At 64.7% G+C, this 23,357-nt stretch carries 23 protein-coding genes; 18 read left to right on the top strand and 5 right to left on the bottom strand.

Going from position 1 to position 23,357, the window contains the following annotated elements:
* Positions 1 to 104 precede the first annotated feature (104 nt).
* Positions 105 to 1,028, top strand: coding sequence for a G5 domain-containing protein (locus tag QFZ46_RS09700; protein ID WP_307360825.1), 924 nt, complete (start codon positions 105 to 107; stop codon positions 1,026 to 1,028).
* A 51-nt stretch (positions 1,029 to 1,079) separates the two neighbouring features.
* Here the strand turns inward: QFZ46_RS09700 and QFZ46_RS09695 are convergent, their stop codons facing one another.
* Positions 1,080 to 1,979, bottom strand: a complete 900-nt coding sequence (locus QFZ46_RS09695) for an NAD(P)H-binding protein (RefSeq protein WP_307360822.1) — start codon at positions 1,977 to 1,979, stop codon at positions 1,080 to 1,082.
* An 82-nt stretch (positions 1,980 to 2,061) separates the two neighbouring features.
* On the opposite strand from QFZ46_RS09695, the gene QFZ46_RS09690 reads away from it, so the two are divergent.
* The 17 genes from QFZ46_RS09690 to QFZ46_RS09610 all read left to right on the top strand — a co-directional run bounded on the left by QFZ46_RS09690 (position 2,062) and on the right by QFZ46_RS09610 (position 18,901).
* Positions 2,062 to 2,790 carry a helix-turn-helix transcriptional regulator gene (locus tag QFZ46_RS09690; RefSeq protein ID WP_307360819.1) on the top strand — a complete coding sequence of 243 codons (729 nt, stop codon included), beginning with the start codon at positions 2,062 to 2,064 and terminating at the stop codon, positions 2,788 to 2,790.
* A gap of 56 nt (positions 2,791 to 2,846) precedes the next feature.
* Positions 2,847 to 3,233: a VOC family protein gene (locus QFZ46_RS09685; protein WP_307360817.1), complete on the top strand. Its 387-nt coding sequence runs from the start codon at positions 2,847 to 2,849 to the stop codon at positions 3,231 to 3,233.
* A 116-nt stretch (positions 3,234 to 3,349) separates the two neighbouring features.
* Entirely contained in the window at positions 3,350 to 3,835 is a 486-nt protein-coding gene (locus QFZ46_RS09680; protein WP_307360816.1) for a pyridoxamine 5'-phosphate oxidase family protein, read from the top strand.
* Positions 3,836 to 3,884: 49 nt separating this feature from the next.
* Positions 3,885 to 4,055: a hypothetical protein gene (locus QFZ46_RS09675; RefSeq protein ID WP_307360814.1), complete on the top strand. Its 171-nt coding sequence runs from the start codon at positions 3,885 to 3,887 to the stop codon at positions 4,053 to 4,055.
* Positions 4,056 to 4,241: 186 nt separating this feature from the next.
* Positions 4,242 to 5,267 carry a LacI family DNA-binding transcriptional regulator gene (locus QFZ46_RS09670; RefSeq protein ID WP_307360812.1) on the top strand — a complete coding sequence of 342 codons (1,026 nt, stop codon included), beginning with the start codon at positions 4,242 to 4,244 and terminating at the stop codon, positions 5,265 to 5,267.
* Positions 5,268 to 5,867: 600 nt separating this feature from the next.
* Complete coding sequence (locus QFZ46_RS09665) at positions 5,868 to 6,395, top strand: hypothetical protein (protein WP_307360810.1); 528 nt, start codon at positions 5,868 to 5,870, stop codon at positions 6,393 to 6,395.
* On the top strand, positions 6,385 to 7,152 hold the full coding sequence (locus QFZ46_RS09660; RefSeq protein ID WP_307360808.1) for a hypothetical protein: 768 nt from the start codon (positions 6,385 to 6,387) through the stop codon (positions 7,150 to 7,152). The genes QFZ46_RS09665 and QFZ46_RS09660 overlap by 11 nt, the downstream gene beginning before the upstream one ends.
* 26 nt (positions 7,153 to 7,178) lie before the next feature.
* On the top strand, positions 7,179 to 7,778 hold the full coding sequence (locus tag QFZ46_RS09655; protein ID WP_307360807.1) for a hypothetical protein: 600 nt from the start codon (positions 7,179 to 7,181) through the stop codon (positions 7,776 to 7,778).
* Between the two features lie 5 nt (positions 7,779 to 7,783).
* On the top strand, positions 7,784 to 8,494 hold the full coding sequence (locus tag QFZ46_RS09650; protein ID WP_307360805.1) for a hypothetical protein: 711 nt from the start codon (positions 7,784 to 7,786) through the stop codon (positions 8,492 to 8,494).
* Positions 8,495 to 8,931: 437 nt separating this feature from the next.
* Complete coding sequence (locus QFZ46_RS09645) at positions 8,932 to 9,822, top strand: ROK family protein (protein ID WP_307360803.1); 891 nt, start codon at positions 8,932 to 8,934, stop codon at positions 9,820 to 9,822.
* Entirely contained in the window at positions 9,819 to 11,633 is a 1,815-nt protein-coding gene (locus tag QFZ46_RS09640; protein WP_307360801.1) for a class I mannose-6-phosphate isomerase, read from the top strand. Before QFZ46_RS09645 ends, QFZ46_RS09640 begins: the two co-directional genes overlap by 4 nt.
* A gap of 50 nt (positions 11,634 to 11,683) precedes the next feature.
* Positions 11,684 to 12,955, top strand: a complete 1,272-nt coding sequence (locus QFZ46_RS09635) for an ABC transporter substrate-binding protein (protein WP_307360800.1) — start codon at positions 11,684 to 11,686, stop codon at positions 12,953 to 12,955.
* 8 nt (positions 12,956 to 12,963) lie between these two features.
* Positions 12,964 to 13,839 carry a carbohydrate ABC transporter permease gene (locus QFZ46_RS09630; protein WP_307360798.1) on the top strand — a complete coding sequence of 292 codons (876 nt, stop codon included), beginning with the start codon at positions 12,964 to 12,966 and terminating at the stop codon, positions 13,837 to 13,839.
* 1 nt (position 13,840) lies between these two features.
* Entirely contained in the window at positions 13,841 to 14,650 is an 810-nt protein-coding gene (locus QFZ46_RS09625; RefSeq protein ID WP_307360795.1) for a carbohydrate ABC transporter permease, read from the top strand.
* A gap of 12 nt (positions 14,651 to 14,662) precedes the next feature.
* The gene (locus QFZ46_RS09620) at positions 14,663 to 16,771 is read left to right on the top strand and encodes a hypothetical protein (protein WP_307360792.1); all 2,109 of its coding nucleotides are present in this window, start codon (positions 14,663 to 14,665) and stop codon (positions 16,769 to 16,771) included.
* A 253-nt stretch (positions 16,772 to 17,024) separates the two neighbouring features.
* Positions 17,025 to 18,182, top strand: a complete 1,158-nt coding sequence (locus QFZ46_RS09615; protein ID WP_307360790.1) for a DUF4185 domain-containing protein — start codon at positions 17,025 to 17,027, stop codon at positions 18,180 to 18,182.
* Positions 18,179 to 18,901, top strand: a complete 723-nt coding sequence (locus QFZ46_RS09610; protein WP_307360787.1) for an SGNH/GDSL hydrolase family protein — start codon at positions 18,179 to 18,181, stop codon at positions 18,899 to 18,901. The genes QFZ46_RS09615 and QFZ46_RS09610 overlap by 4 nt, the downstream gene beginning before the upstream one ends.
* A gap of 71 nt (positions 18,902 to 18,972) precedes the next feature.
* On the opposite strand, the gene QFZ46_RS09605 is transcribed toward QFZ46_RS09610, so the two are convergent.
* The 4 genes from QFZ46_RS09605 to QFZ46_RS09590 form a co-directional block, all read right to left on the bottom strand.
* Positions 18,973 to 19,299 carry a DUF6385 domain-containing protein gene (locus tag QFZ46_RS09605; protein ID WP_307360784.1) on the bottom strand — a complete coding sequence of 109 codons (327 nt, stop codon included), beginning with the start codon at positions 19,297 to 19,299 and terminating at the stop codon, positions 18,973 to 18,975.
* A 4-nt stretch (positions 19,300 to 19,303) separates the two neighbouring features.
* Positions 19,304 to 20,695: an FAD-dependent oxidoreductase gene (locus QFZ46_RS09600; RefSeq protein WP_307360781.1), complete on the bottom strand. Its 1,392-nt coding sequence runs from the start codon at positions 20,693 to 20,695 to the stop codon at positions 19,304 to 19,306.
* Positions 20,692 to 21,627, bottom strand: coding sequence for a DUF6772 family protein (locus tag QFZ46_RS09595; RefSeq protein WP_307360778.1), 936 nt, complete (start codon positions 21,625 to 21,627; stop codon positions 20,692 to 20,694). The genes QFZ46_RS09600 and QFZ46_RS09595 overlap by 4 nt, the downstream gene beginning before the upstream one ends.
* 90 nt (positions 21,628 to 21,717) lie before the next feature.
* Entirely contained in the window at positions 21,718 to 23,301 is a 1,584-nt protein-coding gene (locus QFZ46_RS09590) for an ABC transporter substrate-binding protein (protein WP_307360776.1), read from the bottom strand.
* Between the last annotated feature and the right edge of the window lie 56 nt (positions 23,302 to 23,357).

Genomic DNA, 23,357 nt, shown 5'->3' with positions numbered 1-23,357 from the left:
AGTCCAAACCGGTTGTGGACGCCTCTTCAAGGGGCTATACATAGCCTTGGATGCATCCTGCGCCCGATTGGTCTTTCTTTGCCTCAGCCCGAGAGATGCACGCGATGCCCGAACTTCCCCCTGCCTCCTGGCACATAGATCCCGAAAACCCTGGCCAGTTCCGTTGGTGGGACGGGACCCAATGGACAAACGCAACTGCGCCGCTGAATCAGGCCACCGTTTCCGAACCGGCCATATCACGAACAAAGAGCAAGAAGGCGTGGCTAGTGGTCGCGTTCATTGTGTGCGCGCTCGTCGTTGGCGGCCTCCTTGCGAGGTGGTCTCCGGTCATTGTGACTCTGATCTTCCTCGTTGTCGCAGGACTGGCGATCGTCGCCATAGCTGGCCGCCCAATGCCTCGGCTGGGCCTCGGCTCGCGACGAGCTGGGTTTGCCGCGTTGGGTACCGCAACGATGCTCGTGCTTGGTGCCGGGATCTCAAGTGCCAGCGTGAACGAGCCCGCCACTCCCACTGCCTTGGTCGCGCCCGCAGCCAGTCAAAGTTCAACGCCGCGCCCGACGCCGACTCCCAACCCCACCACCTTTACAACAGTCAGCGAGGAAAGCCCGATTCCATTCGAGCGCACGACCGTTGATGACCCCCAGCTCGACCAAGGCACCACAACCGTTGCGGCAATCGGCGTAGACGGGATCATGGTGACGAAATATCGCGTGACTCTCGTCGATGGCAAGGAGGTCGCACGAGAAACCGTCAGTGCAACTGCGCGGCTGGAACCCGTCACAGAAGTCACCGCGGTCGGGAGCCGAGCACCGGCGCCACCACCCGCGCCCGCGCCGGTCCCCTTTGCCCAGCAAGACGGCGGCGGCTGCGATCCAAACTACGCGGATGCGTGTGTCCCCGTCGCCAGCGACGTTGACTGTGAAGGAGGAAGCGGGGATGGGCCCGGCTACGTCCAGGGGCCCGTGCGAATCGTCGGCTCAGATGTCTATGATCTCGACCGCGATGGAGACGGCATCGCTTGCGACTGAGGTGCAAAGAAGCAGCGCAAGACAGCTCTATCGACGTTCGCGAATCCGAGCTCAACTCCCCTTTTCGAACGCCCCCGATCGATCGCCGCGTCCCGCGAGCTCCTCCCGCACCCACGTCCGCAACGTCGTCGGAGTGGTCGTCACCACCGACCGCTCCTGCTCAGGCGTGAAGTCATCGCGCAGTCCGGTCGACATCCCCAGCACGGCATCCGCCATCGCCGTCGGCATCCCTGCGTCGACATACTGCTGCCGCATCTCCTCATCCGCGATCCGTTCGACGGTCACATCTCGCCCGAGCTCTTGCGTCAGGATCCGGGCGACCTGCGCCCAGCTCAGGTCTTCAGGCCCGTGCACGGCCTGCACGCGATGCCCCGTCCATTCACGATTGAGCAGCGTCAGCGCCGCCACCTCGGCGATGTCGCGGGGCGCCACCCAGGCCATCGACGCGTCGATAGGCAGCACTGTCTGCAGCATGCCGGAGTTCAGCGACCCGACGTCGAGCAGCAGGTTGGTGAAAAAGTAACCGCACCGCAGATGGGTGACGTCGATGTCGAGACCGCCCAGCGCTACCTCGGTCGCCGCGAGTCCGTCGATCTCACCGGCACCGTGACGCTTCTCGGCGCCGACGCTGCTCTGGAACACGACGCGACCGATGCCGTTCTCGGCGACCGCACGTATGAGAGCCTCCGTGGCACGGGCGTAATCCGTGAGCGGATCCTCCGACATGACAGACGGATCGACCCAGTAGATGGCATTCACGCCGCGAGTCGCGTCCACGACCTCATCGGCATTTTGGGAGTCCGCGCGCGCCACGTCGACGTAGGGCATCAGCTCCGGGGATATCTGCTCTGGGTGCCGGGTGAGCAGCAGCGGCCGGATCCCTGAGCGCACCAGCATCCGCGTGAGGTGGTGTCCGACATTGCCGTTGGGTGTGGTGACAGCGATTCGCATAACGAGTCCTTTCGTCTGTGACTGGCCACATTAGAACCAGATGCGGCCTGTTTTTGACCGCATCTTCGGCGATCATGGAATCGTGGACTCACCATCGAATCGCACCCTGCGCCTGCTCTCACTGCTCCAGGCAGGCGGCGATTGGAGCGTTGCTGCACTCGCTGAGCGACTGGAGGTGAGCCAGCGGACCGTACGGCGAGACACCCAACGACTGCGCGAGCTCGGTTACGACGTGCAGTCCCGACCGGGTCCAGGAGCCGGATATCAGCTGCGGCCAGGGACGAAGATCCCGCCACTACTCCTCAGCGCTGACGAGGTCGCCACGATCATCACGAGTCTGCTCGTGCTCGAGACGTGGAGCCCCGATGACCCCTCGGCATCCGTCGCCCGCTCGAAGCTCGAGCAGACGCTGCCGCCCGCCCTGCGCCGACGCGCGGCAGCCACCGCGATCTCGACCCAGATCCTGCAGGAGTCGCCCGCACCCGTGGACTGGGCGCTCGTCGGCATCCTGTCCGATGCGGTCGCCCAAGGTGCACGCGTCGGCTTCGACTACACCGATCAATCCGGGCGGCAGTCCGCGCGCGTGGTCGAGCCGCACCGCCACTTCCTACGGAAGCGGCAGTGGTACGTCGTCGGTTTCGACATCGACCGAGGAGATTGGCGCCTGTTCCGACTGGACCGGATGCAGTCGACCAGCATCCTTCCGGGCGCGCACTCGTCGCGGGAGTTCCCGTTCGCGTCGATCGAGAGCTGGTTGGCCAGCGACTTCGGCCGGATCGGCTCGCCACCTGATGAAGCCAAGAATCGCTGATCTTCTGACGAACAACCCTCTGGCCAGGGTCCGCACGCCAACCTATGCTGACCCGCATGTTGAAGATCGTGTCAATCGTGATTCGTGTGAACGACCTCACTGCGCAATCCCGCTTCTGGCAAGCCGCCCTCCACTACGTCGAGCGAGACCCGGCGGACGACGACTGGGTCGTTCTCAAACCGCGTGACGCAGATACCCCCTGCATCTCCCTCGACGTCCGCCATTCCGAGCGGATCCTGCCTCCGCGGATCCACCTCGACATCTACGCCGACGATCAAGCCGTCGAGGTCCGACGCCTCACCGAGCTCGGCGCGCGCGAGGTGCAATGGGATGGCCTACCGGACGACGCCGACTACGTGATCATGGAAGACCCCGAAGGCAATCGCTTCTGCGTCATCGAAAGTCCGGACTGGTCAGGCTGGGAGCAGATGCAAGGCCAGTGACCGAGATCATCCCGCCCATATCTCGGGTGCTCGGCGCTTTCAACCCCATTTTCACTAATGCAGGGAGAGTGCATCGTTGACCGCGACAGATGGAACGGAAGAGAAAGGTGAACGACATGACTGACTCCACGGACGATCGCGCGAAGGTCGCAGAACTCGTCAAAAAGTTCCGATTCGGGATGTTCGTCACGGGCCACGCCGACGGCACGCTCGTCGCGCACCCGCTCACGGTGCAGGAGGCGGAGTTCGATGGAGACCTGTGGTTCCTCGTCTCGAAGAACTCGTCGCCGATCAGAGATCTCGCCGCCGACTCGCACGCCAACGTCTCGCTCAGTTCGAATGACGCCTGGGTCTCACTTTCGGGCACGGCACGACTCGTCGAGGACCGCGAGAAGCTCAACGAGCTGTGGAACCCAGTGGTCGAGGCCTGGTTCCCCGATGGTCCGGACGACCCCGCAGTCGGCGTGCTCAAGTTCAGCGCGGACTCGGCCGAGTATTGGGACACCCCAGGCGGAAAGATCGCCACAGCGTTCAGCTTCGTGAAGTCGAAGATCACCGGCGAGCGCTACGACGGCGGCGAAAGCGGCAAGGTGGATCTCTGAGCCTGCCGCGGTCGACGACCGCAGGCTGCCATAGAGCGAAGGAGCCACCGTGGAGTCTCACAACGACCAGCCGCACCGGGAGCACATCCCCGGCCCGGGCGAGGCCACCGTGCCGGAGATCGAGCTCGACGAGAACATCGCGCCCCGCCCGGAGGAAGAGGCCGCTGACCTGCTCCGGGCAGAACCCGACGTCGAGGATCACAGCCAGCATCCCGAGTGATCCTGCGCCGCAACAAGCCGAGTAGTCACGTTCGATCCAGGACGCGACTCGAACCGGATGCATCAGCATTTCAACGAGATCGACGGCGAGCCCGCCTCGGCTGGTCTCTTCTTGAGAGTCGCTGGTAACGTTCCCTCGTAGCGCTCCTCACGCTTCACAAGGGAGCGCACACCGAAGGGCAGAGCCATGGCTGAGAAGCCGCACCGTCCGACCGTCAAGGAGGTCGCACAGCGCGCGGGCGTGAGTCCGATGACCGTCTCGCGCACGCTCTCCGGTGGCGTGAACGTCAAGCCCGACGTGCAGCAGCGAGTGATGGATGCCGTGGCCGAACTCGGCTATCACCGCAACGAGAACGCGCGCAGCATCCGCCCTGGCCACAGCAGTGGACTCATCGGTGTCGCCATCACGAACATCGCCAACCCGTACTACAGCACCTTCGCGCTCGGCGTCGAAGAGGAAGCTGCCCTCACCGGACGACGAATCCTGCTCGGCAACACCTCAGAGGATCCGGGCCGCGAGGCGGAGCTCGTCGGCGACTTCCTCGGGCGACGCGTCGACGGTCTCATCGTCGTCCCCGCCAGCTCCACCTCTGGCCACCTCGCGCACTCGCAGAGCCAGGGCGTGCCTGTCGTGCTCGCCTCGCGACGCGTCGACGGAATCGAGGCGGACAGCGTCGTGCTCGCCGATGACGACGGTGCCTACCGCGGCACCATCGCCCTCATCGACGCCGGCCACACCCGCATCGGCTACCTCGGCAACACCCTCTCGATCTTCACCGGCGAGCGCCGGCACGCGGGGTTCATCCGTGCACTTGAAGAACGCGGTATCAAGGTCGAACCGGCACTCATCGCCGCCGGGCAGCAGACCGTCGACCAGGCCCGTGACGCCACCCGTGCGCTGCTCGGTATGAAGAATCCGCCCACCGCGATCTTCTGCGCCAACAACCGCAACGCGATCGGTGCCGTCAAGGAGATCAGCCAGCAGTTGCATGTCGGAATCAAGACCGCCACCGACTTCCCCGAACTCATGAGCTTCGACGACTTCGAGCTGGCCGAGCTGTCACCGGTGCCCATCAGCGTCATTGATCATGATCCGCGCGAGCTGGGACGGACGGCGGCGCGGATGCTGCTGGATCGGCTGGATGGTGGCGACGAGGATGCTGCGGTGCGGGAAATCGAGCTGCCGGTGTCGCTGCGGATGCACGTTCGATAGTGAAGAGGCTGCGATGCTACGTGTGAATCCCCGCCGCGTGGAGTGAGCGCGGTGAGACGATCGACTGTGATCTGTCGCTAATGAGCGAAAAGTTCGCGGTTACTGCTCGGCATCGAGCACGGCTTTCAGCAGGGACGCCCATCCGTGCCGCCAACCTCGGCAGCGAATCGGAGCTTGCGGTGTGCATGAGCTCAGGCACGTCTCCGCAATGGCCCGAGAACCCGCTGATCCAAACGATCTTCTGCCATCAGCACCCCGACAAGTAAAGCCAAACGCATGAAGCACGTCGCGGTCCGCATGTCCGGTCGGGTCTAGTTCAACGAACCTTCCGCCCAGTGGGCCTGACTTTCCGCTTAATTTTGGCTTATCGATGCCTAATCGCCAGTTTGAGCAAACGAACATGCAGTGCGTACTCGCTAGGACGAACTGCCGCATCTTCCAAGAATGGTGTTTCTTAGCCCGTTATTACAGGGAATCTGCCCGGCGGATCGACGAACAACATCAGGCAACGAGAGGTAGGCGCGTAAATCAGTAATCACATCGGTAATTAAGACCGATGTTTCGTGGTACTGTCTCCTCAACCAAACCCGGGAGGGGACCATGAGCACTGAGAACGAAGATCTGGAGATCAAGGCGATGGGAGCTATCTCATCAGCACTTTCTCCGCTCGAACCCGAACAGCAAAGCCGAGTTCTACGATGGGCCGCCGACCGCTACTCAGTGCGAGACATCAAGACCGGTGTCGCATCGACTTCACACTTCGAGGATACCTCGCCACCCTCCTCGGTCGGAGTGCCGATCCGAAGCTACACGTCGATAGACGAGATCTTCGAGACGGGCGTTGCGAAGACCAACGCCCACAAAGCTTTGCTGGCTGCGTACTGGTTCCAGGTTGTGCAGGGGAACCCGACTTTCCAGTCGTTCACCTTGAACGTCGCGCTCAAGAACATGGGCCAGGGCATCCCAAATATCACCGATGCCCTCGGGTCAGCGGAGGCGCAGAAACCCGCGCTGATCATGCAAACCGCCAAGACCGGAAAGAGTCGTCAGGCTCGAAAGACCTACAAGCTGACGACCGCAGGCGTGAAGGCAGTCGAGGCGATGCTCGCGGGTTCCGATGTCGATTGACCCGAAGACCGCGTTTGCGGCATTGCCTTCGACGCTCGTTCAGGACCTGCTTGATGCCCATGCAGAAGTCGTCACGAACTACGCCGAGCATCGGTGGGAGCCCTCCGAGCTCAATGGTGGGAAGCTCTGCGAAGCTGTCTATACGATCGTGGAGGGCTATCTATCCGGCACGTATCCCACCCGGGCCAGTAAGCCCCGGAACATGCCCGCGGCCTGCCTCGCTCTCGAGCAGAAATACACCGCGGCGGATCGTTCTCCGCGAATCCAGATCCCTCGAATGATCGTCGCGCTCTACGAGATTCGAAACAACCGCGGGGTTGGGCACGCGGGCGGCGACGTCAACCCGAACCAGATGGACGCCACCGCGGTCCTTTACATGAGCAAGTGGCTCATGGCTGAACTCGTCCGCCTCTTCCATGGACTGACCACCGATCAGGCCAGCGAGGTCGTCGAGGCGCTTGTCGAGCGCGAGATCAGTCTGGTGTGGAAGTGGGGCGAGAAGCGACGTGTCCTTCGGACAGGACTGACCCTCAAGCAGCAGGTGCTGCTGCTGCTCGCGGGCGTCACCGAGGCGACCGAGGCCGAGCTGGTCTCGTGGCTCGAACACAAGAGGCCGAATGATGTGCGGAAGGCGGTGCTTCGTCCGATGCATAAGGAACGGCTGATCGATTTCGACGAGACGACCAAGCTCATTCGACTCCTCCCGCCCGGCGTTGAGGCGGCAGAGAAGCTCATCCACTCCCTCTCGAAGTCATAGACCCGAACTAGTAAATGGAGGATCCGATGGACAACACCGAATTCGAGACGCGGCTTGACCGTGTCACCCGGGCAGCTGACGTAGTGAATTCGCTTCCGAGGAAGCTGCAGGCCGGTGCCTTTCAGTACTTGATCGGCGGCGCTTCCCTCATCGCTGAGACCTCTCCGGCTCGCCAGCAGGAGGAGGGGAACATTTCCTCGTCGGCCCCTGCTCCCGCGCCTGCCTCGACCGACGCCGGCTCGAAGTCGAGCCCACGTGCGCGTAAGAACGGCTCGAAGTCTGGCAAGTCGGTTTCCAATGATCCTGACATCGAACTGTTTCCGGAGGGCAAAATCTCATTCAAGGATTTCGCCGCTGAAAAGGTGCCGGTCGGTCACGACGAGCGATACGCCGTCGCTGTGTATTGGATCCTGAGGATCGCAGAGTTGGAAGCCACGACCGTCGCGCAGGTGATGAGCTGCTTCATGGTTGCGGACTGGAGGCTTCCGAGCGATGCTGCCAACGCGGCGTCTCAGTCCCGCAGGGCCGGGTTCCTCAGCAGTGCGAAGTCCGACGACCTCAAGCTGAGCTCCATCGGCGTCAACCTCGTGAAGTCGGACCTGCCTCGCGCGAAGGCTAAGAGTTAGAAGCCGTGGCTGGTCCGGTCTGTTGGTGGTGCGGCGCGCTAGCCGATTCCCGCGAACACAAGTTTGCCGCGGCCGAGTTGCGTTTGAACCACGGTCGCGGATCCTGGTCTGGCGACAACGCCGTCGTTCACTTCAGTTCTGACGTTGCACCGACCGATGTGAGGGGCGCGAAGGCTGACATCCTCAAGTGGGAACCAAGCCTCTGTCGTGATTGCAACAACGCCCGGAGTCACCCGTTTGACCACTCCTACATAACCCTGCTGAAGTATCTAGACACGCACGAGGTGGTCGGTGAGTCGGGGCTGTTTGCTTTCAGCGATGTCTATGGTGGCGACTGGGAACTCAGTCGAGCCAACTTGATCAAGTACTGGGTGAAGCACATCTGCTGTCGTGCGACGGTGATCGGTCTTTCCGCGCCGAAGGCTCTCGTCGAGTATCTAGATGACCTCTCCGCAGTCGATGATCCGCCGCATATTGGAATGCAGTTGCTGGTCAACGCCTCCGTGTTCGAGTTCGAACGGAAGCAAGGCATGGGTCGTGGCTCGGGTTTCGCCGATGCGGAGGGCTTCAGTCTCGACGGTGAACTCGTCGGGTTCGAGTCGTACGTCTATTGGGGATGGTTGGCCCTGCGATACCGATTTGACCTCACGGACCCGGATGGCTGGACATCTTTCCCCGACGACGACGTCGAGATGCAGCGAGTGGCAACGAAGTAGGCCGTGGCGCAGTCGGCGTCCTGTGGGTTCTGTAGAGTGGGATGCTCTGCTGCTGGATTGCCATGATGTTCTCGTTTCTCTAGGCGGGCCTCGTAGCCCTGAGTGACCGATCAGAAAGTGCTGACCGGGGTTCTCGGGCGCGACGAAACCGTGCGCGACTTCGCGGCACAAGTCACCACGTCGAGAGAGCGCATCACGCGGCCTCAGCGACGTCCCGGAGGAGATCTCGAACGGGAGCTTAGGGAGGGTGACCGGCGGGCTAGGTGCCGACCGAGCAGGAAGGAGGGTCCCTATTGCCTTTCACGTCAACAGTGCCGGGAGGGCTGAGCCGTTGCCTCGTCTCAAAATTTCAGGGAACTCGCCGCCGCATGAAGTGGTTGACACCCTTGGGGGCATATTGGTAACGTTACCAAACAACGCGGGGACAAGGAGGCCTGATGGAGCTGTGCATTGACTTCGGTGGCACCGAGATCAAGCTCGCCGTCATCGATGGCGGACGCATCCTCGGCGTCGACAGCATCCCCGTTCGCGGCGATGAGAGCGACCTCGCGGCAGCGGCGTCGGCATCCCGTGCACTGATCGCGCAGACCGACACAGCTCCGACCGCGCTCGGGATCGCCGTTCCGGGCGTCGTGTCACCGGCATCCGGGCGCATGCTGCACGCCAACGACAAGTACGACTTCCTGCGCGACTTCGACCTCCACTCCTGGGCAAAGAGCGAACTCGGCCTGCCCGCTGTCGTCGAGAACGACGCACGCGCGGCGCTCATCGGAGAGACATCCACCGGCTCCGCCGGCGGCGAGCGCGACGCCGTGCTCGTCACCCTCGGCACGGGCATCGGCACCGCCGCGATGATCGACGGCGTTCCGCTTCGCGGAGTCACCGGGCACGCCGGGATTCTCGGTGGACACGCCACCGTCGACGTCAGCGGGCCGGTTTGTCCTTGCGGGAACGTCGGCTGCGCGGAAGCACTGGCCAGCGCGTGGGCGCTGCGCGAGCGAAGCGACGGGCTCAGCGTTAAAGAACTCTTCGAGAGCGACGACAACGCCGCACTCCGCGACAGCTTCCTGCACGTCTGGGGTGCGACCGTCGTGACATTGATCCACATGTACGACCCCTCGGTCGTGATCCTCTCCGGCGGCATCTTGCGTGCGGGCGACGCCGTCAGCGCGCCCATCGAGACGTACGCGCGCGAACACCTCTGGCCATCCATGACACCGCCGCGGTTCATCGTGCCGCCGGAACCCGAATACTCCGTCGCCCGCGGGCTGAGCACGCTCGCCCGCCAGGCGCATCCACGCATCGAGCACGACCAGGAGAACAAGTGAGCACGCCGATCAGCGACATGCACGAGGGCCACACCGAACGCGGCCGCTACGACACCCAGCCCACCGTGGCACTGCCCGCGGGCGAGAAGATCCTCCGCGGCGCAGCCGGCTGGCGGGCCGCCGCAGAGACCGCCGCGAATCACGGCGGCGCGCTCCTCGTCGACACCTACCCCGGCGTCGACGTCCCCGCCCTCACCGCGCAGATCCGCGAGGCGCTCCCCGGCTGGAACATCGTCGACGTCGAAGACGCCGCCCGCCCTGTCGCCGAGGTCGAACAGCTGATCGCTCCGAACCTCACCGACGACCGCGTCTTCGGCGTCATGAGCCACTTCACGCTCACCGACTTCTACGACGACGCCAAGCTCTCCCAGCTGGCCGGCAGCATCGCAGAGAACACCGTCGTCATCGGCTGGGGCGCAGCCCTGCTGGCCGACAAGACCGACAACGCCACGACCGTCATCGTCGACATGGCCCGCTGGGAGATCCAGCTGCGCCAGCGCGCGGGCGCCACCAACTGGCGTGCGAACAACCCGAACGAAGACAACCTGCGCAAGTACAAGCGCGGCTTCTTCGTCGAATGGCGCGTCGCCGACCGACACAAGCGCTCCCTCTTCGACACGGTCGACTTCGTCGTCGACGGCAACGCCATCGCTCCGGCCCAGCCGTCCGAGCACGCCCACGTCGCCGGCATGATCACCGGCGACGCCTTCCGCGGGGCACTGCGAGAAGCAGCATCCCGCCCGTTCCGCGTCGTGCCGTTCTTCGACCCCGGCGTATGGGGCGGCCAGTGGATGAAGAACCTCATCGGCCTCGACCCGTCGAAGGACAACTACGCCTGGTGCTTCGACTGCGTCCCCGAAGAGAACTCGCTGCTGCTCGAAGGAGACGGCGGCGTCATCGAGATCCCCTCCCTCGACCTCGTCTTCGCCCAGCCCACAGAACTCCTCGGAGCCAAGACGTTCTCGCGCTTCGGGGCGGAGTTCCCGATCCGCTTCGACTTCCTCGACACCATGGACGGCGGCAACCTCAGCCTGCAGGTGCACCCGCTCACCGACTACATCCAGAACACCTTCGGCATGCACTACACGCAGGACGAGAGCTACTACATGCTCGACGTCGGCGACGACGCCGTGGTCTACCTCGGCACCAAGAACGGCATCGACCAGGACGCCATGGTGCGAGACCTCATCACCGCGCAGAACGGCGACCAGCCCTTCCCCGCCGAGAAGTACATCAACTCGTACCCGGCGAAGAAGCACGACCACTTCGCGATCCCCGCCGGCACCGTCCACTGCTCCGGCGCCAATTCGATGGTGCTCGAGATCTCGGCCACGCCGTTCATCTTCACGTTCAAACTTTGGGACTGGGGTCGGGTCGGGCTCGACGGCATCCCGCGCCCTGTGCACCTCGATCACGGCGCCCGCAACATCCAGTGGGACCGCGACACCGACTGGGTGAACGAGAACCTCATCGATCAGGTCGACACGATCCGCGAGGAAAGGGATGTCGTCGAAGAGCGCACCGGCCTCCACGAGCTCGAGTTCATCGAGACCAGACGCCACTGGTTCACGCAGGGCGCCGACCACGCCACCGACGGCACCGTCAACGTCATCAACCTCGTCGAGGGCGATGAAGCGCGGGTCGTCAGCCCGAGCGGAGCATTCGAGCCGTTCGTCGTCCACTACGCCGAGACGTTCATCATCCCGGCATCCGTCGGCCCCTACCGGATCGAAAGGACCGAGCACTCGCAGAGCGCCCGGTTCGCCACTTTGAAGGCCTACGTGCGGGGCTCCCGCACGAGCGATAACTGAACACACAGCAGCACCCGTAAGCAGCACCCACCAAGAACAAGGGAGTTCCCATGATTTCGCGACGCAAGATCGCCATCGCCATCACCGGCGTGGTCTTGGCCGGAGTGGCCCTCGCAGGCTGCTCCGGCGGTTCCGGCGGCGGAGGCGGTGACGGTGAGACCACCGGCACGCTCAACTTCTACACCGACAAGGCGGCGTGGAAGCCCGACTTCGAATCGCTCAACGAGACGAGCGGCGCCGACGTCGACATCACCCTGAAGACGACCGGCTACTCCGACGCCAACCAGTACGACGCCTTCATCAAGCAGTCGTTCCGCACCAACAAGTCGCCCGGCCTGTTCACCTGGCACACCGGGCAGTCGCTGAAGGAGCTCGTCGACGAAGGCCTGATCGCCGAGACGACCGACATCTGGAAGAAGGCGATCGACGAGGGCTGGGTGAGCGAAGACCTCGCCGAGAGCTACACCTTCGACGGCAAGCAGTACTGCGTGCCGATGAACATCGCCTACTGGATCATGTTCTACAACAAGGCCGCCTTCGCCGACAACGGCGTCGACGTGCCCACCACCTGGGACGAGCTCAACACCGCAGCCGAGACGCTGAAGAGTGCGGGCGTCACGCCGTACTACCAGACCAGCACGCTGTTCACGTTCCAGTGGTTCCAGCACCTCGTCGCCTCGACCGACCCCGAGCTCTACGAGGGCCTGACCACGGGCGAGGTCAAGTACACCGACCCCGAGATCGTCGACGTCATGAACATCTGGCTCGAGGAGCACGAGAACGGCTGGTTCAGCGACGCCGGCAGCACGACCGATCCCGCCGTCGCGCTCAAGCAGGGCGACTTCGCGATGATCAACTTCGGCACCTTCTACGCCGGCAACCTCGACGGTGCCGGCATGAGCGCCGACGACTACGGCATGTTCGCGATCCCCGCGGTCAACCCCGACCTCGAGAAGACCCCTGTCGCTGTCGAGTCCGGTCCGATCTGCGTCGCCGAGAGCTCCTCGCAGAAGGATCTCGGCCTCGCCTACTCGGAGTGGTGGATGTCGGACGGCGCGCAGACCGCCTGGAACGCGGCCCACGGCGACGTCGCCTTCAACCCGAAGGCTGAGGTCGCAGACCCCGCCCTCGCCGAGATCGGCACCGCCATCGCCGGCGACGACTACCAGCTGTACGACCGCTTCTTCGAGGCGATGCCGACCGAGATCGTGACCACCGCGATCGAGCAGTTCGGCGCGTTCAACGCCAACCCCGGCGACCCGATGCCGTTCCTGGAGAAGATCCAGGCCACGGCTGACAAGTACTGGGCAGAGCAGGAGTAACGCCCCGCATGGCGCATCAGAAGACGCGTTACCAGTGGTCCGCCCGGGGCTTCATCGCCCCGGGCGTGCTGCTCATCGCGGTACTGCTCTACCTGCCGCTGCTGTGGACGGTCTTCCTCAGCTTCACCGACTACAACGGCCTCGGCAGCCCCGACTGGATCGGCTTCGACAACTACGTCGAGATGTTCACCGACGGAGACTTCGTCACCTCGGTGCTGAACACGCTGCTGTGGGTGGTCGGAACGCTGGTCATCCCGGTCGGCATCGGCCTCGCGGTCGCGCTGCTCACCTGGAACCTCGGCGGCGGACTCTGGCTGCGCCTTCCCTTCCTCATCCCATATGCCCTCTCCGGCATCGGCGTCGGCGTGGTCTGGTCATTCATCCTCTCGTCCGGCGGGGCCCTGGATCAGGCGCTCGCGATGTTCGGCATCATGGATCCTCCGCGCTGGCTTCTGGATGCTCCGCTCAACACGATCGTCATGATCATCGCCGCCTCGTGGCAGGGCGTGGGCGTGAACGCCCTGCTGTTCACGATCGGGCTGCAGGCCATCCCCAAGGAGCCGCTCGAAGCCGCGCGCATCGACGGCGCCGACGGCATCCGCCTGTTCACCAGCATCCTCTGGCCGATGCTGCGACCGCTCACCGCTGTCGTCGTCGGCCTCTCCATCGTCGCCAGCCTGAAGACCTTCGACATCGTCTGGGGCATGACCAAGGGCGGGCCCGGCACGGTCTCCGAGACCCTCGCGCTCACGATGTACAAAGAGACCTTCGTCAACAGCGACTACGGCCTGGGGTCCGCGATCGCGGTGTTCCTGACCGTCATCACCCTGATCGCCTCCGTGACGTACCTGCGTCAGCAGCTCTCGCCGAAGAAGGAGATGTGACATGAAAGCCCTCCGCTACGGCATCCTCATCGTCCTCGGATTCGTGTGGCTGCTGCCCGCGTACCTGCTCGTCGTCAACGCGATGAAGGACCCGATGACCTTCACCTCGAAGACATCGTGGATCCCCACCGACTTCCACCTGTTCGAGAACATCGCGGCCGCCTTCGAGCTGTCCGGCCTCGGCGACAGCATCGTCAGCACCCTGCTCTATTCGATCATCTCGCCCACCATCGCGGTGCTCGTCGGCGCGGCAGCCGGGTTCGCGATCGTCGCGCTGCGCCTGAAGCACGGTTTCACGTGGTTCGTCGTGATCTTCGGCGGCTCGGTGTTCCCGCTGCAGATGATCCTGCTGCCGCTGTTCGATGCATATTCCCGCACCGGCATGTTCGACACCCGCGTCGGCATGATCATCATCTACACGGTCATCTCGATCCCGTTCTCGGCCTTCGTGATGCGCAACTTCTTCACCGGGGTTGCGCATTCCACGTTCGAGGCCGCGGTGCTCGACGGCGCCACGACGTGGAAGATCTTCACCCGCATGTACCTGCCGATGGCGTCGAGCGCGCTGGTGGCGATCTTCATCCTGCAGGCGACGTTCGTGTGGAACGATCTGCTGCTCGGTCTGACGCTCAGCCAATCCGACGACATCCGACCGATCATCACCACGCTGTCCGGCATGCAGAGCACCTACGGCGGCGCGCAGATGTCGACGGTGCTCGCAGCGGCCGTGATCGTGTCGCTGCCCACCGTCGTGCTGTTCCTCTGCACGCAGAAGTTCTTCAGCAAGGGCCTGGCCCTCGGCCAGTACTGAAAGGCATCCATCTTGCTTCCTCTCATCCCCACCGTCGACGATCTCGCGGCTGATCCGGTCACGCACCACTACGACGACATGATCGCGCCCTCGGGGCTCACGAACATGCTCGGCACGGTGCGCGTCGACCACGACCTCACCGCTGTGTCTGCGGTGCAGTTCCCGCCCGTCTCGCAGGGGTTGACGCAGACCGCGGTGCTGTTCGTCGACGGACGGTTGTTCGCATCGTATGGAGTTCCGGTCACTCATGAGTGGCGACCGGACCGGGTCGTACGGCGCGCGGTTCTCGGCGAGCTGACCATCGAGACGACGACTGTGTGCGTACCGGGGTCTCAGGCGGTCGCGATCGACATCGCCGTGTCGTCTTCGGTCGCGCGTTCTGTGGTGATCGGGCTGTCGGCGGCGGCGCGCGTGACGCGGTCGGCTTCGGCCTGGTTGGATGCCGAGTCGCCGTCAGAACCGGATGCCGTCGCGGTGGCGGATGGCGCGCTGGAGTTCTCTTCGGCGGATGCCGGGGCGTGGAGCGTGCAGGGACTGCTCGGTGGCACGGCTGCACTGAGCGGCGTGGCCGAATCGGAGGAGTTCGACCTGGGAATCGGCGGCAACGGACGCGGCGGCGACCTCACCGTGACGCTCGAGGTGCCCGCCGGCGGTACCGCCCGCACCTCTTATGTCCAGGCGGTCGGCACGACGGCATCCGCTGCGCGCGCGACGTACGCGTCGGTCGTCGCTGACGTTCCAGCGGACGTCGCCGCGTCCGAGGAGTTCTGGAACCGACAGCTCTCGGCCGCCTTCACCCCCGGCAACGGAGAGTTCTCGGGTTCGCTGCCCGTGCTGGAGACGGCATCCGAACCGCTGCGCCGCATCTACTGGTGGGCGGCGCTGGGAGTGATCTGGTTCCGCCGCGACTACGAGGGCAACGTGCTCGGCCGCTCGTACGACACCCTGATGCCGAATTACTGGGGCACGACGACGTTCATCTGGGACTACAGCCTCAGCTCGATCAGCCACGCGCTGCTCGACCCCGCCGAGATGCGCAATCAGCTGCGGCACTGGATCTCGCTCGACATCCACTCGCACTTCGGCACGTCTTCTCTCACCGGTGGGCCGGTCGGGCGCTGGTACTCGGTGAACGACTACGCGATGATCCGGCTCGTGCACGACTACGTGCGGCTGACCGGTGATGTCGAGTTCCTGTCGGAGCGGGTCGGCGACACGACGGTGGGCGAGTCCGTGCAGGAGTGGGCGACCGCATGGAAGGCCCTGCGCCGCGACACCGATCTCGCCGACTACGGCGAGATCGACAACCTGCTCGAGTGCGTGAGCTCGTACACGCACGAGGTCGCGAGCCTGAACGCGGCGAACGTGTGGAGCATGCGGACCGCCGCATCGCTCGCTGACCTGCAGGGCTCTTCTTCCGAGGCGACGGCGCTGCGAGCGTCGGCATCCGAGCTCCTGCCGTCTGTCGTCGCGCGCTACCTGCCCGGCGAGGGCGTCTTCTCCGCCGGTCAGCCCGATGGCACACAGCTCGCGGTGCGGCACTGCTACGACTTCAGCGTCGTGGGCACGACGATCGCCGACGACCTCACTCCTGCGGTGCGCGCCGAGATGGTGGAGTTCTTCCAGCGCGAGCTGCAGACCGACAACTGGATGCGGGCGCTGTCGCCGTGGGATCCGGATGCGAGCTACAGCGTGCGACCGGATCACCAGTGGAACGGCGCCTACCCGGCGTGGCCGGCGGATGCTGGGCGCGCACTCGCCGCGCTCGGAGCACCCGGGGTACTGCTGGACTGGCTTCCCGGGCTCGCGCAGACCGCCAACCAGGGGCCGATGGGGCAGGCGCACTTCGTGGAGGAAGCGGTGCCGGGCATCAACGGCGGCGCACGCAAGGCGCCACCGCAGCTGCCGTACATCATCGACTGGGCGTGCTCGTCGTCTGGCGCGTGGATCGAGCTCGTGATCGAGGCGCTGTTCGGGGTCTCGGTAACCACGGACGGCACGGTCACAGCGGCGGGATGCGTCGCGGGGATCGATCCGTCGGCGGTGCTGCGCGGGCTGCGGGTCGGCGGAGAGTCGTACGACGTTCATGCGGACGGACGCGTGGTCGCGGCATCCGCCTGATCCGGCCCACGAAGCTGACGAGTCCTAGGTGATGGAAGGAGGAAAGTGTCGGTTCTGAACGCTCGTGGGCGTCATTTTTCTCCTTTCACCGGTGAGGACCGACCCCGGACACGGCGACCAACGACATGAAGGAGAAAAGTGTCGGTTCTGAACCCGCGTTGCCGTCACTTTCCTCCTTTCACCGGCAGACCGGTCCTCGCCGGTCGCGACTGAAGCACGAACGAAGTAACCGAACGAACACAAGGGAGTGGTCATGAAGAACAGAAGAATCCTCGCAGCGGGACTCGCCACGGCATCCGTCCTGGCCGGCGCACTGCTGGCAGCGCCGGCGAGCGCGTCGGTGGCGACCGGAACCACAGGCGGCCAGTGCTCGCTCACCGATAAGACGCTGACGGCGACAGCATCCATCAACGAGCCGCTCACCGAGCAGTTCACGACCTATGCCGACACCGGCGGCGAGTGGACCGGGGGCGACAGCACATACTCCCTGCCGCTGCGTGGAGGGAAGACCGGCTGGTTCTTCTCCGACTCCTTCCTCGGCACGGTGAATCCCGACGGGTCGCGTCCGACCGACTCGCCGTTCGTCAACAACTCGGTCGTCGTGCAGACCAGCAAGGGCCTGTCGACGATCACGGGTGGCACGCCGGATGCGCCGGCCGGCATCATTCCGCCCGAGCCAGACGGAAAGTGGTACTGGATCGGCAACCCCACACCGGGCGAGAAGCACACGGTGCAGGTGCCGCTGCTGCAGTTCGAGAAGACCGGCCCCAACCCCTTCGACTTCCGCTGGACAGCGAACCGACTGGCAACGCTCGACGACGAAACGCTGCAGCTGCAGTCGATCATCGATCTGCCGTCGGCGACCGGCATCAACTGGGGATCGTGGACGCTGCAGGAGGGACAGACGACGTACATCTACGGCATCGCCGACCCGGAGGGCGTCCGTTCGTCATACGTCGCGCGCACCGAGGGCAAGGACGCGCTGGCCGAAGACTGGACGTTCTGGAACGGCACGGACTGGGTCGCCGACGAAGCAGCCGCCGTGCCGGTCGTTCCGTACGTGGCGAACGAGTTCAGCGTCGCGAAGTTCCGTGACGGGTACCTGCTGGTCACGCAGGACACCTCCGAGCTCTTCAGCACCCGCATCGTCGCGCGCACCTCGTGCTCGCCGACGGGTCCGTTCTCGGAGCCGGTCGAGCTGTACCGCACACCCGAGACAGGGGCGCTCGGCAGCTACGGCGACGCCGACATCTTCACGTACAACGCGCACGAGCATCCGCAGTTGCGACAGGGCGACAAGCTGCTCGTCACGTACAACGTCAACACGTTCGACAACGTCGGTGACGTGTACGACGACGCCTCGATCTATCGGCCGCGCTTCATCGACGTCGAGCTGGAGGTGAGCGAGTGACGGACGCTGCGCGGCTCGAGGCCCTGTTGGCAGCGGATGCTCCGCTGACGTGGGTGATGACGGGCGATTCGATCACGCACGGCCTCATCCACACCCGCGGTGCACGCAACTACGTCGATCACCTGCACGAGCTGATCCGCGGCGATCTCGGTCGTGTGCAGGATGCCGTGATCAATACGGCGGTGACCGGATGGTGCATCCCGCTGATCCTCGACGACTTCGATCGGCGGGTGGCGGCGTGGCGGCCCGACATCGTCACACTCATGATCGGGACCAACGACTGCTCGACCGTGTGGGTCGATCCGGTGCTCTCACCTGCAGAGTTCGGGGCGGGGATCGCATCGTTCGTGTCGCGAGTGCGTGAGTCGGGCGCGATCCCGGTGCTGCAGACCCCGCCGGCGATCGACCTGCTGCATGCGCCGGACCGAGACCGGATCGGTGAGTTCGCGTCGACGATTCGAGAGGTCGCATCGCGGGAGGACGTCATCCTCGTCGACCAGCACGCCGCGTTCACGTCGTTCTCGGCGGGAACCGGACCGGGCAACGAGGGGATGCCGTGGGGCCTGCTCGACGACGCGTTCCACCCGAACGCGGCAGGGCATGCGGCGATCGCGCTCGAGCTGGCGCGCGTGCTCGGGATCGAGGTCGCCGGGTCTCGAGTGCTGACGGATCTCACTGCACGGGTGGCCGTGGCGCGGCATCCGCACTGGGGCGTCTAGGCGTGAGCTGCCGAAAACTGTGACCCGGCACGCGACTGACCTCGCGCTGACGGCCGGCGCACTACGTCCGCTCAACCCTTCCCGTTGACGTGGATGAGGATGCGGGCCGGCGCCTCCGGCGACGCGCCGGTCACGGTGACCCGCAGCCAGTTGCCGAACGCCGACAGCGATAGCTCAGCGATGCTCGCATCCGCCGCCAGCATCACTGGTGTGCCGCGACGGATCCAGTTGATCCCGTCCGGCGAGATCTCGGTCGCCACGACGAGATCGGGATGACCGCCCTCGACCTGCACGAAGACGACGGCCTCGCGCGCCCACCCGGCCTCGTACGCCAGCGTCGCGAAGTCTCCGTCGACGACGACCCTCCTGGCCAGCACGGATGTGTTGTTCTGCAGCATGATGTCAGCTCCTGTCAGTTCCGGCGAGCTCGGTTCCGGCGAGTGCCGCGATGTTCTCGAGGTGGACGTTGTCGAAGTCGACGATCGCCCCGCCATCGATCAACGCCGAGCGCAGCAGGTCGACATCCATCCCGGGCATCGACAGGCCGTGACGCACGGCGAGCGCGGCCGCGGTTCCCGCACCCTGCCCCATGGCCATGCACGTCGCCATCACGCGCACCGACCCGAAGCCGGGGCCATCGGCGCACAGGCACCGCCCTGCGATGACGACGTTCTCACTGCCCTCTGGCACGAGAGCACGGAAGGGCACGTTGTAGGGATGACGGAGGATGACGAACTCACTCTGATCGATGCTGTCCGTGTGATGGATGTCGATCGTGTGCGCACCCTTCGCCACAGTGTCGGGGAATGCCTTCGGATGCACGATGTCGTCCTTGTTCAACTCGTACAGCCCGACGATGTGATGCGTCTCGCGCACCCCGGTCTGGATGCCGGACTTCGCCAGCCACGCATCGCGGAACTCCGGGAACTCCCGGCGGAGCACATCGATGATCGCGTGCATCTTCTCGCGCAAGCTCGTCTCGGTGCGCGAGAACCATTCCGGATCGCTCGCGTCGGTGGCCTCGCGCAGCACGTTGATGCTGACGAGTCCGTCGTGGAAGAAGCTGTTGATCCACGGCCCGCCGAACAGCGGCACCTCTCCGGCCGCGTGCAGTTCGGCCAGCCGGGCCCGGATCGACTCCGACACGGGGAGGATGCCGTCCACGGCATCTCCGAAGACGTACCCGAGTGCGTCCGTGTCGACGCCGCCGAGCTGGAACCACAGCGTCGCCGGCTGCAGCACATCGCCCTTGGTGGTCGGCAGCCCCGCCGCGCGCACCAAATCCGCATCCCCTGTGCAGTCGACCACCGCCTCGCAGGCGTACGCCACCCGACCGGCCTTGTTCTGCACGATCACGTGACTCACCCGGCCGTCGTCGGCCACGGCATCCGCGATCCAGCTGTGCAGCAGGAGCGTCACGCCGCTCTCGAGCAGCAGGCGCTGGGCAGCGAGCTTGAAGATCTCGTCGTTGACCGGCCAGTTGCCGCTGTCGCGTTCGAGTTCGGCCCCGCCCAGCTCCGCCGCACGCCGCATGAGCTCGAGCGGAATGCCGCCGATGTGCTGCCGCCCGCCGACGCGGAACTCGCTGATCGGGGTGACCAGCGCGCTCGTCGCCATCCCGCCCACGAAGCCGTAGCGCTCGATGAGCAGTGTCCGCGCCCCGCCACGGGCTGCGGCGACCGCCGCGATCACCCCCGCGGGGCCGCCGCCGGCGACGACCACGTCGAACGATCCGACGACGGGGGTCTCGCGTGCCGGCTCCGCCACCGACTCGAGCGCTCCCTCCCCGCTCACTCGCACGAATACACCACCGAATCCAGGTAGAGATTGACGGATCGGTCGGTGTCGGTCTCGATGAAGAACACCGGGTTGATGAGGTCCTTGATCGACTTGTAGCCCGGCACGAGGGTCGGCTCAAGCTCGCGCATGTCGAACACCTGATCCATCGACTGCAGCTCGACGTAGCGCCTGCGGCGCACATCGACGGTGAGCCGGAAGTACATCCAGTTGATCTTGTCCGGGCTCTCGTTGAACACCAGCTGCTGCTCACCGCCGGGTATCCACTGGTACCCGTCGGCGGAGCCGTCCTCGAAGCGCCGGCCATACCACTGGTTGTCCACGCCGGGAACGCACCAGCCGTCCTCGACACCGAAGTTCCAGTCCGCCCGGCTCACCCCATCAGCGACCCGGTAGTACTGCCACCGCCGCACCGGCTTCCCGTCGAGCGCATTGACATATCTCACGCCGGGCATGTACCGGTACTCGGCATCCTGCACATCGAAGAAGAAGCCGAACGCGCGGATGTCCTCCTCACCGATCCCGAAGCGATCCTGGGCCGGCGTGTACGAGTACCACGCCTCGATCTGGATGAGATCCGGATCGCCGAACCGCGACAGCCGCTTGATCGCGTGCCCCATGCTCCCCGCCCGCGGCGGCTCAGTGTGCGGACCGCCGGTCGGCGCCGTGCTGAGCTTGAGCGAGTAGGTGCCCTCCATCGATCCGTGCGAGGAGGCGAATCGCATCGCGCCCGAGCTGAGCTGCGTGGGAGCCCAGCTGGAGAGATCGACGACCGAGTCGAAGGACTCGTAATCGTCGTAGACGAAGTTCGGGGTGAGATCCAGCCAGCCGTTGTATCCGGTGTCGAAGTCGTCGTAGGTGATCACCCTGGCCAGCGGGTTGAACCGCTCGAGGCCGCGGTCGTAGCTGAGGAATCTCTCCATGCGCATGCTCTCCTTGGATGCTGGGACGGGATGCTGAAACGTGGATGCCGAGACGACGATGGCGGGGACGGCTCGCGCCGCCCCCGCCATCGGGTGTCACTGCGTGAGATACACCGAGCTGAAGTCGATGAACTCGTTCGCGGGGATCACGAGACCCTCGACATTCGAGGCCATGGCCGCGTTGACGTTGATCTCGAGCAGTGGGATCGCCGGGGTGTCGGCCCGCATGATGTCGACAGCCTGCTGGTACAGCTCGAGACGCTCATCCGGATCGGTGAGCTGCTGCGCCTTCGTCGTGAGGGCGTCCAGATCCTCGTTGCAGTACCCGAGACGAGCCGCCGTGCAGTTGTACAGACGGTAGATTGTGTAGTCGGCATCACCGGTGATCGTCTGGTTCGGCTGCACGTCCATGTCCCATGCGTGCGTTCCATCCGCCTCGTTGACCGTGCCGAACTCCTTCAGCCAGGACGCGGCATCCAGCGCACGCGGTTCGACGGTGACGCCGATCTCCTGCCAGGCCGAGATGAACGCCTGCATCATGTTGGCGAAACCGGCACCGTTGGCGGTGCTGTAGATCGCGTCGACGGTGAAGCCGTCCGGATATCCGGCCTCCGCGAGCAGTTCCTTCGCGTGCTCCGGGTCGTACTCGACCATGCCGTCGGTCGGTTCGACGCATCCGAAGGCCGCCTCCGGGCAGAACGACGTCATGGGCTTCGCCGTGTCGCCGTAGAGCGACTCCTGGATCGTCTTCAGGTCGAGAGCAGCCCACATCGCCTCTCGGACGCGCTGGTCCTTGAGGAACTCGTTCTTGTTGTCGAACCACAGGAAGTAGTAGTTCAGACTGCTCTCCTGCACGAACTTGACGTTGTCCATCGCCTCGACCTGCGCGACCTGGTCGTAGGGAACATCTCCCACGACCTGCGCCTGACCGTTCGACAGCGCGGTGATCTTGCCGTTGACGTCGGTGATCTGCTTCATCGTCAGCGTCTGGAGCTTGGCCTTCTCACCCCAGTAGTCCTCGTTGCGCACGAACGTGAAGTGATCGTTGGCGACGTAGTCGTCGATGATGAACGGTCCCGTTCCGACGGGCTGCGCCCAGTAGTCGTTGTCGGCCTGGATCATCGTGTCGGGATGCGAGAACTCGGCCTTGCCGATGTAGACCATCGAGAGCACGCCGACCAGCGTTCCGGAGGGACCGGCGGTCTTGATCGTGACGGTGAGGTCATCGGTGGCTTCGACCGACTGGATCGGGGAGAGCACCGTCTTCAGCGCCGCCTCCCACGCGATGTACCGTTCGATCGACCCCTTCACATCCGCAGCGGTGAACGGTGTGCCGTCGGAGTAGGTGACGCCCTCGCGCAGCGTGAACACGAGTGTGGTGTCATCGACCCACTCCCACGACTCGGCGAGCTTGGGCTGCGGCTGGTTCTCGTCGTCGAGCGTGACGAGGGTCTCGAGCGTCTGCGAGATCGCCATGTTGATGCCGATCTCGAGCGGTGCCTGTGAGATGTCGGAGGCGGCCCAGCCATAAGCCGGGATGTAGGTGAGGGTCTGCTGGTCGTCCGGCAGCGGCTCTGTCGAACCGGCATCCTCGCCGCCGCCCGAACACCCTGTGAGCAGAAGAGCGCCGGCCACCGCGACTGCGGCGATCGAGCGCATCTTTGCGCGAAGCGATGTCATTGCTGTCTCCTTTGAATCGGTATGACTTGGTTCTGTCGGGTATGACTTCGTGCTGC

This window comes from Microbacterium murale (assembly GCF_030815955.1).
GTDB classification, from domain to species: Bacteria; Actinomycetota; Actinomycetes; order Actinomycetales; family Microbacteriaceae; genus Microbacterium; species Microbacterium murale_A.
The sequence above is the reverse complement of the archived record's forward strand: the minus strand, read 5'-3'. Positions and strand labels throughout refer to the sequence as shown.